Origin of the sequence: Croceibacterium ferulae (assembly GCF_003660445.1) — a bacterium.
In the GTDB taxonomy this organism is placed as follows: domain Bacteria; phylum Pseudomonadota; class Alphaproteobacteria; order Sphingomonadales; family Sphingomonadaceae; genus Croceibacterium; species Croceibacterium ferulae.
This window is the reverse complement of sequence record NZ_QZVQ01000002.1, coordinates 1-15,333: the sequence shown is the minus strand read 5'-3', so window position 1 is coordinate 15,333 and position 15,333 is coordinate 1. Positions and strand designations below refer to the sequence as shown.

General features: G+C 64.4%; 14 protein-coding genes. 6 read left to right on the top strand and 8 right to left on the bottom strand.

The annotated features are described in order from the left end of the window. Positions 1–9 precede the first annotated feature (9 nt). From D5S08_RS00785 to uvrA, 4 genes are all read left to right on the top strand, one after another. The gene (locus D5S08_RS00785; protein ID WP_121114577.1) at positions 10–1,050 is read left to right on the top strand and encodes an SDR family oxidoreductase; all 1,041 of its coding nucleotides are present in this window, start codon (positions 10–12) and stop codon (positions 1,048–1,050) included. A gap of 11 nt (positions 1,051–1,061) precedes the next feature. Continuing rightward, positions 1,062–1,379: a GCN5-related N-acetyltransferase gene (locus D5S08_RS16325; protein WP_126665466.1), complete on the top strand. Its 318-nt coding sequence runs from the start codon at positions 1,062–1,064 to the stop codon at positions 1,377–1,379. Positions 1,380–1,617: 238 nt separating this feature from the next. After that, positions 1,618–1,974 carry a hypothetical protein gene (locus D5S08_RS16320; RefSeq protein ID WP_126665465.1) on the top strand — a complete coding sequence of 119 codons (357 nt, stop codon included), beginning with the start codon at positions 1,618–1,620 and terminating at the stop codon, positions 1,972–1,974. Positions 1,975–2,174: 200 nt separating this feature from the next. After that, on the top strand, positions 2,175–5,024 hold the full coding sequence (gene uvrA, locus D5S08_RS00775; RefSeq protein WP_121114574.1) for an excinuclease ABC subunit UvrA: 2,850 nt from the start codon (positions 2,175–2,177) through the stop codon (positions 5,022–5,024). A gap of 21 nt (positions 5,025–5,045) precedes the next feature. On the opposite strand, the gene D5S08_RS00770 is transcribed toward uvrA, so the two are convergent. From D5S08_RS00770 to D5S08_RS16315, 4 genes are all read right to left on the bottom strand, one after another. Continuing rightward, on the bottom strand, positions 5,046–6,026 hold the full coding sequence (locus D5S08_RS00770) for a calcium-binding protein (RefSeq protein WP_162301893.1): 981 nt from the start codon (positions 6,024–6,026) through the stop codon (positions 5,046–5,048). Positions 6,027–6,278: 252 nt separating this feature from the next. After that, the gene (locus D5S08_RS00765; protein ID WP_241557143.1) at positions 6,279–6,569 is read right to left on the bottom strand and encodes a GIY-YIG nuclease family protein; all 291 of its coding nucleotides are present in this window, start codon (positions 6,567–6,569) and stop codon (positions 6,279–6,281) included. A gap of 320 nt (positions 6,570–6,889) precedes the next feature. Continuing rightward, on the bottom strand, positions 6,890–7,504 hold the full coding sequence (locus tag D5S08_RS00760; RefSeq protein WP_121114570.1) for a GTP pyrophosphokinase: 615 nt from the start codon (positions 7,502–7,504) through the stop codon (positions 6,890–6,892). Beyond that, positions 7,501–8,514 (bottom strand): hypothetical protein, encoded by a 1,014-nt coding sequence (locus D5S08_RS16315; RefSeq protein ID WP_126665464.1) that lies wholly within the window; start codon positions 8,512–8,514, stop codon positions 7,501–7,503. The genes D5S08_RS00760 and D5S08_RS16315 overlap by 4 nt, the downstream gene beginning before the upstream one ends. A 159-nt stretch (positions 8,515–8,673) precedes the next feature. On the opposite strand from D5S08_RS16315, the gene D5S08_RS00755 reads away from it, so the two are divergent. After that, positions 8,674–9,936 (top strand): hypothetical protein, encoded by a 1,263-nt coding sequence (locus D5S08_RS00755; RefSeq protein WP_121114568.1) that lies wholly within the window; start codon positions 8,674–8,676, stop codon positions 9,934–9,936. A gap of 40 nt (positions 9,937–9,976) precedes the next feature. Here D5S08_RS00755 and D5S08_RS00750 read toward each other — a convergent pair whose 3' ends face one another. From D5S08_RS00750 to D5S08_RS00735, 4 genes are all read right to left on the bottom strand, one after another. After that, on the bottom strand, positions 9,977–10,441 hold the full coding sequence (locus D5S08_RS00750) for a septal ring lytic transglycosylase RlpA family protein (protein WP_121114566.1): 465 nt from the start codon (positions 10,439–10,441) through the stop codon (positions 9,977–9,979). Positions 10,442–10,637: 196 nt separating this feature from the next. Beyond that, positions 10,638–11,864: an argininosuccinate synthase gene (locus D5S08_RS00745; RefSeq protein ID WP_121114564.1), complete on the bottom strand. Its 1,227-nt coding sequence runs from the start codon at positions 11,862–11,864 to the stop codon at positions 10,638–10,640. A 115-nt stretch (positions 11,865–11,979) separates the two neighbouring features. After that, positions 11,980–12,525: a hypothetical protein gene (locus tag D5S08_RS00740; RefSeq protein ID WP_121114562.1), complete on the bottom strand. Its 546-nt coding sequence runs from the start codon at positions 12,523–12,525 to the stop codon at positions 11,980–11,982. Between the two features lie 42 nt (positions 12,526–12,567). Next, complete coding sequence (locus D5S08_RS00735; RefSeq protein WP_126665463.1) at positions 12,568–12,885, bottom strand: hypothetical protein; 318 nt, start codon at positions 12,883–12,885, stop codon at positions 12,568–12,570. A gap of 182 nt (positions 12,886–13,067) precedes the next feature. Between D5S08_RS00735 and D5S08_RS17310 the strand changes: the two genes are divergently transcribed. Then, on the top strand, positions 13,068–15,333 hold a 2,266-nt coding region (locus D5S08_RS17310; protein WP_121114558.1), incomplete at its 3' end, for a M10 family metallopeptidase C-terminal domain-containing protein.

Sequence of the window (15,333 nt, the reverse complement as noted above, 5' to 3'; positions counted from 1 at the left end):
GTCCGTGCCATGAACCGCTGGGTGCCGTTGTCGCTGCTGCTCGTCATGCTCCTGCTGCCCGGCTGCGCCGCGCCGCGCCTGTCCGGCGCGGACCAGCGGCTGATGCTGCACCGGACCTTTGTGGTCACCGGCGCGTCCAGCGGGTTCGGCCGCGGCGTGGCGGAACGGCTGGGGCGGGGCGGGGCCAATGTGGTGCTCGCCGCTCGCCGGGCCGAGGTGCTGGAGGAGGTCGCGGCCGAAGTGCGCGCCGGCGGCGGCACGGCGCTGGTGGTGCCGACAGACGTCAGCGATCCCGCCGCGGTGGAGGCGCTGGCGCAGGCGGCGGTGACCCGCTTCGGCCGGATCGACGCCTGGATCAACAATGCCGGCATCGGCGCGATCGGCCGGTTCGAGGATATCCCGATGGCCGATCACGCGCGGGTGATCGACGTGAACCTGAAGGGGGTGATCTATGGCAGCCACGCCGCCCTGCGGCAGTTCCGCACGCAGGGCTTCGGCACGCTGGTCAACGTCTCCTCCGTGGAGGGGAAGATCGCGGTCCCCTACCATGCCAGCTACGCCGCCTCGAAACATGCGATCACCGGGCTCGGCGTCGCGCTGGACCAGGAACTGCGCCTCGCCCGCACGCCGCTGATCCGCGTGGCGACCGTCATGCCCTGGGCGTCCGACACGCCCTATTTCACGCACACCGCCAATTACAGCGGCGGTACGCCCCGCATGGTGATGTTCGACGATCCCGGCCGGGTGGCCGACACCATCGTCTGGGCCGCGCTGCACCCGCGCAAGGAGATCGCGGTCGGCTTCAAGGCGCGCGCGGCGATCACCGGCCACCGCCTGCTGCCCGGCGTGGCGGAGGATTTCGCCGGCAACGTGCTGCACCGCGTGCAGGTGGAAACCGCGCCACCCGCTCCGCCGACCCCGGGTAGCCTCTACCAGCCCATGCCTGAAGGCACCGGCGTGCGCGGCGATGTGCGTGAGAGAATGGAACGGGAGGACGCCGCGCGGGAAGCTGGGCGCGTGGAAACCGCGAGCCCCGAACCCCGGCCATAGGCTGCCAGTCCATGCCGCCACTCGCCCCCGCCGCCCGCGCTGCCCTGGAGGCGGAATGGCTCGCGCTGGTCCGCCACGACCTGCCGGCAGTGGCGGTGCCGCGCGGCTGGCCCATCACGCTCGACCATTGCTTCGCCCGCGTGCTGCTGGACAATGCGGTGGGCGGCTGCTGGTACGCCGCCATCCCCCGCCGCCCCGCCTACCGCCACGCCACCGACGCGCAGCTGGCGGCGGCGGTGGCGCTGGGGCGGCAGGCGGCGGCGGGCACGCTGGACATGGAGGGGGCGAATGCGCGCTCGCTGGCATGGCGGCGGGCGCGGAAGGCGTGAACGGCCGGGCGCCCTGAGCTGCTTGTCCGGTCTCCAGCCTTCCAAGCCGTTTGACGCTCCTGAAAGCGGCCCAGCCGCTCTCGCCTTCTATTGCCGAAAGCCGCCTGACCGTTCACGCCCCATTGCGGACGTTCGTTGTACGTGAGATTTCAGGCGAATGAGCCCGTTTAAGATAATGGCCGAAACTCTTCTGCTCTGTGCTTGCTCATCGGAGGCGCAAGGAGAGCATGACGCGCTAATGAGCCGACTTGAAGAAAATGTTCGTCTGCCGGAAGGTGCTTCAAAGCTTTCGGAGTACGCCAGATACTATGCCGATGCAGGGAGAGGTGAAATTGTTGCCGCCTACCTCATCCCATTCGAGCACGAGCTTGCTCCCGGCGAGGGCTGCGAAGAAATGATGAAAGACTTTTCGAGCCGCGAAGTGCCGTGTCCAGACCAAAAATCTCCTTGGTCGATGCCCGCTGGGCAACGTCGATGGCTTGATGACCGGCTCGACTTACCGGTTGTGAGCGACGGGGGGTGTATTTACGTCGAAATCATCTTCGACAAAGCCACTGCCGCTATGAAGCGAGCCGAGTGCAACGGCCTGCTCTAGGGTCCGTTTTCCACCCAATAGCTGCCGCAACATGCCAATCCACTTAGCTCCGGCGGCGGCAAGAAGGGGCGCCAAACCACACAATCTCTTCCCGTCTGAACACGTTCGTGCCGTCGTCACAGACCCGACACAGCGCTTCCCCCGCAATGCCTGCCTGCCGCGCCTTGCACCCGGAACGGGGCGCGAACATATAACGCGCCATGAGTCTTACCCAAATCAGCGTCCGCGGCGCCCGTGAACACAATCTCAAGGGCATCGACATCGATCTGCCGCGCGATGCGCTGATCGTCATCACCGGCCTCAGCGGCTCGGGCAAGTCCTCGCTCGCCTTCGACACCATCTATGCCGAAGGGCAGCGCCGCTACGTCGAAAGCCTGAGCGCCTATGCGCGCCAGTTCCTGGAGATGATGCAGAAGCCCGATGTGGAGCACATCGAAGGCCTCAGCCCCGCCATCTCCATCGAACAGAAGACCACCAGCCGCAACCCGCGCTCCACCGTGGCCACGGTGACGGAGATCTACGACTACATGCGCCTGCTGTGGGCGCGCATCGGCACGCCCTACAGCCCCACCACCGGCCTGCCGATCGAGGCGCAGACCGTGTCCAACATGGTCGACCGCGTGATGGCCCTGCCGGAAGGCACGCGGCTCTATCTGCTGGCGCCGGTCGTGCGCGCCCGCAAGGGGGAGTACCGCAAGGAGCTGGCCGAATGGCAGAAGGCCGGCTTTACCCGCGTCCGCATCGATGGCGAGCTGTACGAGATCGAGCAGGCCCCCGCGCTCGACAAGAAGTTCAAGCACGATCTGGAGGTCGTGGTCGACCGCATCGCCGTGCGCGAAGGGATCGAGACGCGCCTGGCCGACAGCTTCGAAACCGCGCTGAAACTCGCCGACGGTTTGGCCTATGTCGAACCGGCCGACGGCAAGTTCGCCGACGGCGCCGAGCGCATCACCTTCTCCGAACGCTTCGCCTGCCCGGTCAGCGGCTTCACCATCGAGGAGATCGAGCCCCGCCTGTTCTCCTTCAACGCCCCGCAAGGCGCCTGCGCCACCTGCGACGGGCTGGGGGAAAAGCAGCTGTTCGACCCGCAGCTGGTCGTCCCCAACGAAACCCTCAGCCTGAAGCAGGGCGCCATCGTCCCCTGGGCCAAGTCCAACCCGCCATCGCCCTACTACATGCAGGTACTCGCCAGCCTGGCCGCCCATTTCGGCTTCGACCTCGCCACCCCTTGGGACCAGCTCAGCGCGGAGCACCAGGACGCCATCCTGCACGGCACCAAGGGCAAGAAGGTCCCGCTCACCTTCAAGGACGGCCGCAAGAGCTACACCGTCGACAAGGCGTTCGAAGGCGTGATCGGCAACCTCAACCGCCGCATGCTGCAGACCGAATCCGCCTGGATGCGCGAGGAGCTGCAACGCTACCAGACCGCACAACCGTGCGAGACCTGCCACGGCAAGCGCCTCAACGACAAGGCGCTGGCGGTGAAGCTGGCGAACGAGGACATCGCCACCCCCGTCCGCTTCTCCGTCAGCAACGCGCTCGCCTGGTTCACCGGCCTGCCCGAAAAGCTGACCGACACGCAGAACCAGATCGCCAAGGCGATCCTGAAGGAGATCAACGAGCGGCTCGGCTTCCTCGACAATGTCGGGCTCGACTACCTCAACCTCGACCGCACATCGGGCACCCTCAGCGGCGGTGAAAGCCAGCGCATCCGCCTCGCCAGCCAGATCGGCAGCGGCCTCAGCGGCGTCCTCTACGTGCTGGACGAACCCTCCATCGGCCTGCACCAGCGCGACAATGACCGCCTGCTCGAAACGCTGAAGCGCCTGCGCGACCTCGGCAACACCGTCATCGTGGTCGAGCATGACGAGGACGCCATCCGCACGGCCGACCATGTGGTCGATCTCGGCCCCGGCGCCGGCGTGCATGGGGGCGAGATCGTGGCGCAGGGCACGCTCAAGCAGATCCTGAAATCCAAGAAGTCCCTCACCGCCGCCTATCTCAACGGCACGCGCCGGATCGAGGTGCCGGAGAAGCGCCGCAAGGGCAACGGCAAGCAGATCACCGTCCACAATGCCCGCGCCAACAACCTCAAGGGCGTCACCGCCTCCATCCCGCTGGGCACCTTTACCTGCATCACCGGCGTGTCGGGCTCGGGCAAGTCGTCCTTCACCATCGACACGCTGCAGGCCGGCGCCTCGCGCCAGCTCAACGGCGCGCGCATCCTGGCCGGCCCGCATGACAGGATCACCGGGCTGCAGCATTGCGACAAGGTGATCGAGATCGACCAATCGCCCATCGGCCGCACCCCGCGCAGCAACCCCGCCACCTATACCGGCAGCTTCACCCTGATCCGCGACTGGTTTGCAGGCCTGCCGGAATCGCAGGCCCGCGGCTACAAGCCCGGCCGCTTCTCCTTCAACGTGAAGGGCGGCCGGTGCGAGGCGTGCCAGGGCGACGGCCTGCTCAAGATCGAGATGCACTTCCTGCCCGACGTTTACGTCACCTGCGAGGAATGCCACGGCCGCCGCTACAACCGCGAGACGCTGGAGGTGCGCTTCAAGGGCCTCTCCATCGCGGACGTGCTGGACATGACGATCGAGGATGCGGAGGAGTTCTTCAAGGCCGTCCCCCCCATCCGCGAACGGATGCACATGCTGAACGAGGTGGGGCTGGGCTACGTCAAGGTCGGCCAGCAGGCGACCACCCTGTCGGGTGGCGAGGCGCAGCGCGTGAAACTGGCCAAGGAACTCGCCCGCCGCTCCACCGGCAAGACGCTGTACATCCTGGACGAGCCGACCACCGGCCTCCATTTCGAGGATGTGCGCAAGCTGCTGGAAGTGCTGCAACGGCTGGTGGAGCAGGGCAACAGCGTGGTGGTGATCGAGCACAACCTGGATGTCATCAAGGTCGCCGACTGGATCATCGATCTCGGCCCCGAAGGCGGTGTCCGCGGCGGCGAGATCGTCGCCGAAGGCACGCCGGAACAGGTGGTGCAGGTGGAGCGCAGCTACACCGGCAAATATCTGGCGCCGCTGCTGGCGAAGTAAGGGGCGGGGAGGGACCTGCCCTCAGGCAAAGGCCTGCGACAGGTCCAGATCCGTCACGCCCAGCAATTGCAGCTGCCCGCTATTGAGGACCAGCACGGTGTTCCCGCCGCTCTGCGTCATGCCCGTGACGCTGGTGCCGGCGGACAGCACCAGCCGGTCGCCTTCCGCCAGGTCGAAATCGACGATGATGTCCCAATCGCTGGCCCTGACATGGAACAGGTCCGCGCCGGCGCCGCCTTCCAGCCAGTCCGTGTTCCAGCCGCTTTTCAGCACGTCGTTCCCGTCATCGCCATAGAGATGGCCGCTGAACGCCATATTCTCGTTGGAGAGGATGTCGTCGCCTTCGCCGCCGTAAAGGTCCACGCCGAGCACGTTGCCATCGAGGACACTGACGATCAGCGTATCGTTGCCGTCCCCGCCATACAGCTCCACGGTCGTGTCGGTGCGCCAGGTACCGTCGGCCACCGCCTCGATCCTGTCATCGCCGGCTCCGCCCTCGGCATAGAGGGTGACCGTTCCGATATAGGCATAGCCGGTCAGGCTGATATCGTCTGTCCCCACGCCGCCATATGCCTCCTGGACGACAGTGCCGCCCCCCACGCTGGCGCTCATCCGGATCACATCGTTGCCGCCGCCGCCCATGCCGTAAGCCTCGACATAATCGAAATGCGGGTTGCTGTAGTCGTACATGGCAAGGCCGATGGAACTGGTGATCGTATCGTCCCCGCCGCCGCCCTCCTGCACCACCCCGGCATAATAGGCGCGCCCCCGCAGGGTGAATGTCAGAGTGTCGCGGCCCACGCCGCCGTTCTGGAAGGCATATAGCCCGTCATCCTCAGCCCGCCCGGTCAGGCTGGTGCTGATGGTGTCGGCACCGTCGCCGCCAACCAGCGTCGTGTGGTTGAATGTGCTGTCCATGATGTCATCGCCAGCCGTGCCGACGATGGACTGTCCGTCTGCAGTAGCGATGAAATTGCTGATAACGCTCTTCTTGCGGGCCACGGCATTTCCCCTGATGCAGCGATTAACAGTTTGGTAGCTGTCTGCTGGGGAGCCTGCAATGTGGCTGCATCCGACTGTCTGTTGTAGAACGGGACAGCACCCCGCCATTAACCATAAGCCCGGCAATGCCTGCAGCCCGACAGCCACTGTTGCCGATGTGCCGGCGGGGCTGGACAATTCCTCGATGTCCGACGCCGCCGAAGGTGGAGAGCGCGTCCAGGGCCGGTTCCTGCCGGGGCGGCGAGCGGGGGCCTAAACCAGCAGATCCTCAGACAGATCGCGCCAGTCCGGATTGCCCGCCCGGATCAACCGCAACTTCCACTGCCGCTTCCACGCCTTGACCTGCTTCTCCCGCCGGATCGCATCCGCGATCCCCTCATGCCGCTCGATGGTGACCAGCCGCGTGCACCCATGTTCGCGGGCGAACACCGACCCACGCCCCTCGCGATGCTGCGTCACCCGCGCCGCAATGTCGGCCGTGACGCCGACATACAGCGTCCCATGCGCCGTGTACGCCATGGTATAGACCCAGCCGCCCTTCACGGCGCAGAGGCTAGTGCCAAGCCCCACCCCTGTCACCCCGCACCCGGCCGCCGGCACAGCCCACCCCGACCCCCAAACCCACAGCACCACCCCCCAAAGAACCGTCGCCCCTGCGCAGGCAGGGGCCCAACCAACCCCTCCACCATCACCGCCGTCCTGATGGGAGAGCTTATCCAGACCCCTGCCTGCCCCGGCGCGAAGGGGCACTGCGCTCACCTCCACCCCGAGAGCGCGCACCGCATTGTCGCTTGGTATATAGCGCCCGTATCGTCTTGATCATGAGGACATCGATCATCAAGAAGGTTGTGAACGCGCAGTAATCAGTCGTTCGCGGCATTCAATTCGGCGCTAAGTTGCTGAAAAATCTGATCTGCACCCCATGCTTGGGCAGCCGAGAAAGCTAGTTGCCTTCGTTCCAAAGGGGTTAGTGATCGAGGCGCCTTATAGCCCACGTCGTGGCTGGCTTCTGACCAAGCATGTTGGAACAAAGTCTTGATCTGTAGCTCGAAGAACTCAGGAACGATATCATCGGTACCATCGTCGATAACGTCTTCCGGTATCTTCAACAGGTAATGTGACCCGACGTAGCCAAACTCGAAATCACTTTCAGGCGCCTTGTCTTGGTATTCGATAGAAGCAAAGTAATCTTCAATAATATCTTTAACGCATAAAACATCCTTAAGATACAGGACCGTCACTCTAACCCCAATCTGATCCTGTATTTGGGTTCGTGGTTGATGGTACTTCAAATTTCCACGATCGTCGACTTTTTGAGCTTTCTTACGAAAGCTGGACGGATCCTTCGCCCTTGAAGAAATGTTGTCAATTCGTTGTACGTCTTCGAGTAGGTTTACAAAATGATCCTTCAACCGTATTGATAGCGGCTCTAAAAAATCTCGAAATACTGACTCGTAGTCATCACAATAATTAGTCATTTTCTAGTCATTCGCTGATCTTTGACAAAACCGGCGGTGGAATATCGAACGGAACCATCTTTCCTGTCTTCTTTGTCAAACAAATCTTCAAATTCATCGCTTGGTGCAGTTAAAATGGCGCCGGTTTCCATTTGCACTGAGCGATAAGGAACTCGCTTAATAAACTCAGCACCGTCAAACTTGAACACCTTTGACGACAGCGATGGTTTAGTTAGGCTAGCGCGGATTGTGTCTTCGGCCTTAGATGATAAGCCAAAATGAATGCAGAAAGAGTCAATCGAGACTTTCTTTCCCGAGAGGGCCGAAGGCGCTAGCGAGACTGCTGATGCAATCTCATTTTTCACGCTGAGATCTGGATGGAGTTTAACAGCTTTCTTTAGAGCTTCTGCCAACCGCCTAGTTCCAGCCTTGGGCGTTTCCGAGAAATCTGCGGTTAGAAAGTCGTCAAGCCAATAACTTGACATATTTTCTGGCGATCCACCGGCTTGTCTGTCCGAAGCATATCCAGACCAGAAACCTTCAGTGAGATCGTCATGCTCAACGCGGAGAGCCTTGTAGGCGGTGAATTTCTTAATGAATACCTGGTCGAGCAGCTCAACGTTCAGACCGTGTTCGCGAACCTCGGCCAGAATTGCTTCGTTCGCCGGAAATCGCGAAACCACGAGGCGAGTCTTTGTGCCATGCTTGCCGCTCATGATGAATAGCAGGCCGGTACCCGGTCGCCGGTCTGTAACATTCTGCAACCGCGCTGCTAGAGCTTGAGCAGTGCTAAGCGAGCGCTTTTTAAGATGCGAGAGGATTAAATCACGGCAATCGTTCTGCTTGGATCCCTGAGCCGTAGGCTTGAAGGTCACTTCAAAATCGGACTTGTCCGGGTCTGCGTGGAAGATCGCGTTCAGCAATCCGAACAACTTGCCGTCGCTCTCGACCGGTTTGCCATTTAGCGCTGGTGGGGGCTCAACCGATTTGCCTGGCTGAACAAGGAAAGCAAAAATCCTCGGCTTGGACACGCAACCCCCAGTCTGGCCTCGCTCAACGAGCAGACGAGTAAGCAGATTTTTCTTCTGCCCGATAGATCGCAGCTTAGAAATACCCCTGTCCTACAGCCCCCCACATAGCATACCTGCCTCGATCACCCGCGCCCGCGCGCCCACGACAAAAGGTGATCCATGGCCACGCAACCGCACAGCTTCTCCCCCGAAGACCAGCTCATCCTCGAAGCCGCCCGCATCCGCTTCGCCAACGAAAACTCGCCCGGCCGCCACCCGTCGCTCGGCCCGATCCCGGAAAAGTGCACCGGCGATGACGCCTGGGACCGCATCCACGCGCCCAACGCCTTCGCCAAGGAGCTGAAGCTGCGCGAGGAGGTGGCGGAGTATCGCCGCTCCATCGGCCTCGACCAGCCCGAACCGCACATCCCCGCCACGCAGCGCGGCCTGGCGCATGATGCCGGGTGCGGCTGGGTGCCGAACAGCCGCGATATCGGCCTGCCGGACGAACGCGCACCCCGCACGCCGCTGCAGCAGGACGACATCTGGGACCCCAACCTCTCGGAGGAGGAGAACGACCACAACTGGCGCTACACCCAGTGGCGCCAGGCGGAGGCGCGCGCGCAGGCCGCCTTTGCCGCGCTGTGGCCCGGCCTCGACACCGCCGACACGAACCAGCTCACGCCGGAGCGGCAGGTGCAGTTCCTCTCCGTGCTGGCGACCAACGGCAATGTGCGCGCGGCCTGCGCGGCGGTCGGCACCTCGGCGCACACCGCCTACAAGCTGCGCCGGCGCAACCCGCTCTTCGCGCGCGGCTGGGCGGGGGCGCTGGCGGCGGCGCGGCGGCATGTGGAGGCGGTGATCCACGACCGCGCGCTGAACGGGATCGAGGAGCCGGTGCTCTATCGCGGGGAGGTCGTCGCCACCCGCCGCCGTTATGACAACCGCCTGCTGCTGGCGCTGGCCGGGCGGCTCGACAAGGCGGCGGAGGACAGCCAGGTGGCGGCGGACGAGGCCGGGCTGGACGCGCTGCTCGCCGCCATCGCCGGCGACGCGCCCACACCCGCGCACACCCCCCGCGCCACCTGGTGCGCCAATGCGGCGGCCCGGGCTGCCGAGGCGTGGGAGCAGGAGGCGGGCGAGGCGGAGCCGGAGGAGCCGGAGATCGTGGCGATGCAGGCCGCCCGGCTCTCCCGCACCGCCGCGCTCGCCGCCGCGAAGGAACAGGCCGGCGCCGAATGGGACGGGGCCGCAACGCAGCTCCACGCCCGAGTGGACGGCCTGACCGCGGAACCGGAGATAAAGGGGGAGGTCGGGACCGGCTCCCGGCCGGGCAGCGCGCTGAAAGCCACCCTCCTGCACAGTGCAACCCCCGTCACCCCCCAGGCGGAGGCGGCCCCCACGCGCCACGCAGCGCCCGGGCCCAGGATCACACGGATGTAGCAGGTTGAAAGGGCAGGGCGATCCGCCCCACCGCCGGCGCTCAGCTGTTGAGCAGCGCCAGCTGCACGCGCCCGGAACCGGCGCGGCGCAGGCCGATCCGCTCGGCCGCGGCGGAGGACAGGTCGATCACGCGGTTGCCATGGAACGGACCACGGTCATTGATCCGCACCACCACCGACTCGCCCCGGTGGCTCACCCGCACCAGGCTGCCGAAGGGCAGGGTGCGATGCGCGGCGGTCAGTTCGGTCGGGTTGAAGGTCTCGCCACTGGCGGTCGGGCGGCCGGCCAGGCCGGGGCCGTACCAGCTGGCCACGCCGCCATCGATCGGGTCGCCGCCATCGGTGATCTCGGCGGAAAAATCATCGGCGATCTGGAACCGGGGTGCAGCGGGATCGTACTCGACATACTCGGCTGGCAAGGGCTGCGCGACCTCGGTCGCGTTCAGCGCGCTCATCGATGTGCCGGTAGCGATCAGTGCCACGGCGGCCAGTGCGATCCGCTTCATGTTTGTCATCCCGTCCATCCACGGACTGGATACGGTGCATGCCGGCCCGCTGGAACCCCATCAGCCTCCGCCGGCCCCGCCCTCGGCTCCGTTCATCCCTTTCGCCGGAACCGATGGATGGCGGCAAAATCGGCCCGTCGCGCAGACCGCTCGGCTCGCCGATGGGGCTGCCGAACGGTCCGGGCCGGGCGAATCGCTACTTTGCGTCCCGCTTGGCCAGCAGCTTCAGCCGCAGAGCATTCAGCCGGATGAAGCCCGCCGCATCCTGCTGGTCATAGGCGCCGGCATCGTCCTCGAAGGTGACATGCGCTTCCGAATAGAGCGAGTTGGGCGACCGGCGGCCCACCACGCTGGCCATGCCCTTGTACAGCTTCAGCCGGACGGTGCCGCTGACCCGCTCCTGCGAATGGTCGATGGCGGCCTGCAGCATCTCCCGCTCCGGCGCGAACCAGAAGCCGTTATAGATCAGCTCCGCATAGCGGGGCATCAGCTCGTCCTTCAGGTGGGCGGCACCGCGATCCAGCGTGATCTGCTCGATACCCCGATGCGCCCGGGCGTAGATCTCGCCGCCCGGCGTCTCGTACATCCCGCGGCTCTTCATGCCGACGAAACGGTTCTCCACCAGATCCAGTCGCCCGATCCCGTGCTTGCGGCCCAGATCGTTCAGCGCCGCCAGCAGCGTGGCGGGGCTCATCGCCTCGCCATTCAGCGCGATGCCGTCGCCGCGTTCGAAATCCACGGTGATGTATTCCGGCTGATCGGGCGCATCCTCCGGGTTGACGGTGCGGGAATAGACGTAGTCCGGCACCTCCTCCCACGGATCCTCCAGCACCTTGCCCTCGCTGCTGGTGTGCAGCAGGTTGGCGTCGGTGGAGAACGGGCTTTCGCCCCGCTTGTCCTTGGGCACGGGGATCTGGTGCGCTTCGGCCCAGGCGATCAGGGCGGTGCGGCTGGTCAGGTCCCATTCGCGCCACGGCGCGATCACGTGGATGTCGGGGGCGAGGGCGTAGGCGCCCAGCTCGAAGCGGACCTGGTCGTTGCCCTTGCCGGTCGCGCCGTGGGAGATGGCATCGGCGCCGGTCTCCCGCGCGATCTCCACCAGGCGCTTGGCGATCAGCGGCCGGGCGATGGAGGTGCCGAGCAGGTAGTCGCCTTCATAGCGGGCATTGGCGCGCATCATCGGGAACACGAAGTCGCGCACGAACTCCTCGCGCAGATCCTCGATATGGATGTGCTCGTCCGGCACGCCCATCAGGCGGGCCTTGGCACGGGCCGGCTCCAGCTCCTCCCCCTGGCCCAGATCGGCGGTGAAGGTGACGACCTCGCAACCATAGGTCACCTGCAGCCATTTCAGGATGACACTGGTATCGAGCCCGCCCGAATAGGCCAGGACGACGCGCTTGATGGAAGGCCGATCGGTCATGCAAAGCTCCAGGCAAGAAATCGCGGGCGCGCCTATCAGCACGATGGGTCCGCTGCAATGCGGAGCCCCTTGCACGCCGAAAGACCCGTAGGAAAGCGGCCCTGCGCCAGACCGGTCAGATCGGCGCGGCGGACAGTTGCGGGTTCAGCGCGGCGATGTGGTTCAGCCAGGCGCGCGGCTTGCGCATCAGGTTCTGCGGGTAGTCGACAGTCAGCCCGGACAACTGCGCCAATCGGCCGACGAAGTGGATGCAGTTGCGGGTGTCGAGGTCGTAATAGCGTCCGGGTGCATTGCGCCACGCTTCCACCTCCGCCCGCATGCGCCGGTATGTCGAGTCGGATACGGTCACGCTGAAATGCCGGTTGGTTCGGGCGATCTGCCGCTCTTCCTCCACCATCACGACGTGCTCCACCGGGCCGGTCAGGATGGCGGGGGTCACCCGCCGGGCGGAGAAGCCCCAGTTTTCATGAATGGGCGTGTCCGTATCGTCCAGGTGCCCTTCGAACACCACAAAGGTATGGGGATAGCGGCCGATCAGCGCCGATCCGTTGAAGCTGTGAAAATGCGCGGTCACTTCGGCCCGGACCGATGCCGGGACAAACGCCAGCACGAACAGGAGCGGCGCGAGAATGCGGCGGGCGCGGGCCGGCAGGGGGATCATGGAGCGGAAGCTACGGCCGCCAGGCCGGTGGCGCAAGCGCCCTTACCGTGCGGGAGCGAAACCCCAGCGGCGCTCCAGCTCCGCACGGGTGGCGATTTCCCGCTTCGCTTCCGGCATGCGCACCATCTTCTCGTACACACCGGGACTGACCTCCCGCCACCATGGCAGGTCGATCGGGCCGTTATACTGCTCCAAATAGGCCAGATAGGCATCCAGCGTGGCGAAGTCGTGCCCGCGGGCCCAGGGGCGTTGCGGGGGTGTGTCTTCCTGCTGCAAGCTGCCTTCTCCCTCCGAACCGTGCCCCTGTCGCATGGCAGCATCCTGCGTCGCCGCCGCGACCGGAACCAGAGCGATTGCCACGAAAGTGCATAAGAACTGCAGCATGACTGCAATGTCTGTTGCCAAACCTTAAAATTTTATGAACATTGCTTTCAGCTGCAACCGGGGAACGCAAAATTGCGAATCTCCACTTCTTGGGGGCTGATCCATTGCGAAATTTCAACCGTCCTGATGCGGAGGCGAAAGCCGCATCTCACGATACCATGTTCCTGGGCTGTGCGTGTCCGGGTTGCAGCAAGGGGCTGAGCACGTTCTCCGCCTCGTTGCAGGGGTTCGGGCAAGCGGTGCCCGAAGAGCTGAAGGTCGATGGCACGGCCCCTCCGGGTGACGACCTGGTCCTCTACGAATATGAGCTGGTCGCGGGCCAGACCTACCTGTTCTCCGCCTATGGCAGCGGGGACAATCCGCTGGAGGATACCGTCCTCTACGTCGCGGACGACGAGTTCTCGGTTCTGGGTTACGACGATGATGGTGGCGTGGGCCGCATGTCGATCCTGACCTATACCGCCACCTATACCGGAACCCACATTGTTGCGGTTGGCGCCTATCCCGACCTGGGCCTGTCCGGCGATTTCACGCTGGATGTCGTCGAATGGCCGGGCGAGGACACGGTGCCCGCCTTTGTCCCGACGGTGACGCTGGAACTGGGCGAAGTGGTCACCGGCTTCATCGATTCGGACGTGGGGCCGTATGCAGGCTATTCCGAGGTCGACAGCTACAGCATCACGCTGACCGCAGGCACGATCGTGACGATCGAGGTCGCAGGCGGCGGCAACAGCTTCACCAGCCTGGCGCCGGGCGAGCTCGACACCGTTATCGAGCTGTACGATGCCAATGGCAATTTCATCACCGGCAACGATGACATCGCATTTCCGGGCGACGTATCCTCGAGCATCAGCTTCCTGGTATCCGAAACCGGCGTCTACAGCCTGGACGTCTTCGCCTACAGCGACTCGGTCTTCGGGCCGACCGGCTATCAGATCACCACGTCCGTGCAGGACCTGGCCGACCTCGACCCGCTGGAAACGATCATCTGGGATTCGGCGGCCAACGTTCCGTTCGACGACAGCAACACGGCCTATGTCTACTTTGCCGGCGCCGGTGAAACCTTCGGCGAGACGGCGGATGACGGCACCAGCCCGATCCCGTCCTTCGGCTGGAACGAACGCGAAATCCAGCAGGTGATGACAGCGCTGGGTGAATATTCCAAGATCCTCGGCACCAATTACGAGATCACCACCGATGTCGAGGCCGCGACCTTCCGCCTGCTGACCACCACCAGCGAGCAGTACGGCGCATACTTCTACCCGCAGGATCCCGGTTACGGCGATGCGCAGGGGATCGGCGCGTTCAACGTGGACAGTGGCGGTTGGGACAAGGCCGGCTTCTCCGAGACGGACCTGCCCGGCGACCAGATCAGCCTGGAACAGGGCGGCTATGCCTTTGCGGTCATCCTGCACGAATTCGGCCATGCGCACGGGCTGGCGCACCCGCATGATCGTGGCGGCGGTTCCGAGATCATGCCGGGCGTCACGTCGGCCACGGGTACCTATGGCGTGTTCAACCTGAACCAGGGCATCTACACCGTGATGTCCTACAATGATGCGTGGGACTTCCATCCCGATGGGCCGACCCCGTTCTCGCTCAGCAACCTCGACAGCGGCTGGTCCGGCACGCTGAGCGCCTTCGACATCGCGGCGCTGCAGGAACGCTATGGCGTGATCAACGACTACGCCACCGGCGACAATGTGTACCTGCTGGGCGAAGTCAACGATGCCGGCACCTATTACGAGACGATCTGGGATACGGCCGGTGTCGATGTCATCCAGTATGACGGGGCCCGGAACGCGCAGATCGACCTGCTGGCGGCGACCATCGACTACTCGCCCACCGGCGGTGGCGTGGTGTCGTTCGTCGATGACATCTGGGGCGGCTACCTCATCGCGCGCGGCGTGGTGATCGAGAACGCGACCGGCGGTTCCGGCAATGACGTGCTGCTGGGCAATGCGGCCGACAACGTGCTGACCGGCAATGATGGCGACGACCAGCTGTTCGGCCGTGAAGGCAACGACACGCTGATCGGCGGCCGTGGCAACAACACGCTGACCGGCGGCGCGGGCAATGACACCTTCATTGTCAGCGGGGCCTATCTGAACGCCAGCTATGCCACGATCACCGACTGGGAAGAAGGCGACACCTTCCGCATCAACTCGCTGGGCAATGGCCGGGTGCGGTACGAGGAGGTCGCGGGCGACACGATCGTCTATGCCAACGGCGTGGCGATCGCCACGATCGAGGACACCAGCGTGCGTGAAGTGCTGGCCTCGCAAGAATACGAGTTCACCCCGCGTTCGATCGCCGTGGTGATCGACGGTGTGGCGACCTCCTTCGTGGCCTATGGCGGCGCGCAGGCGGACACGCTGAACGGCCGGGCCAACCAGTCGAACAACATCAGTGGCCTTGGCGGCA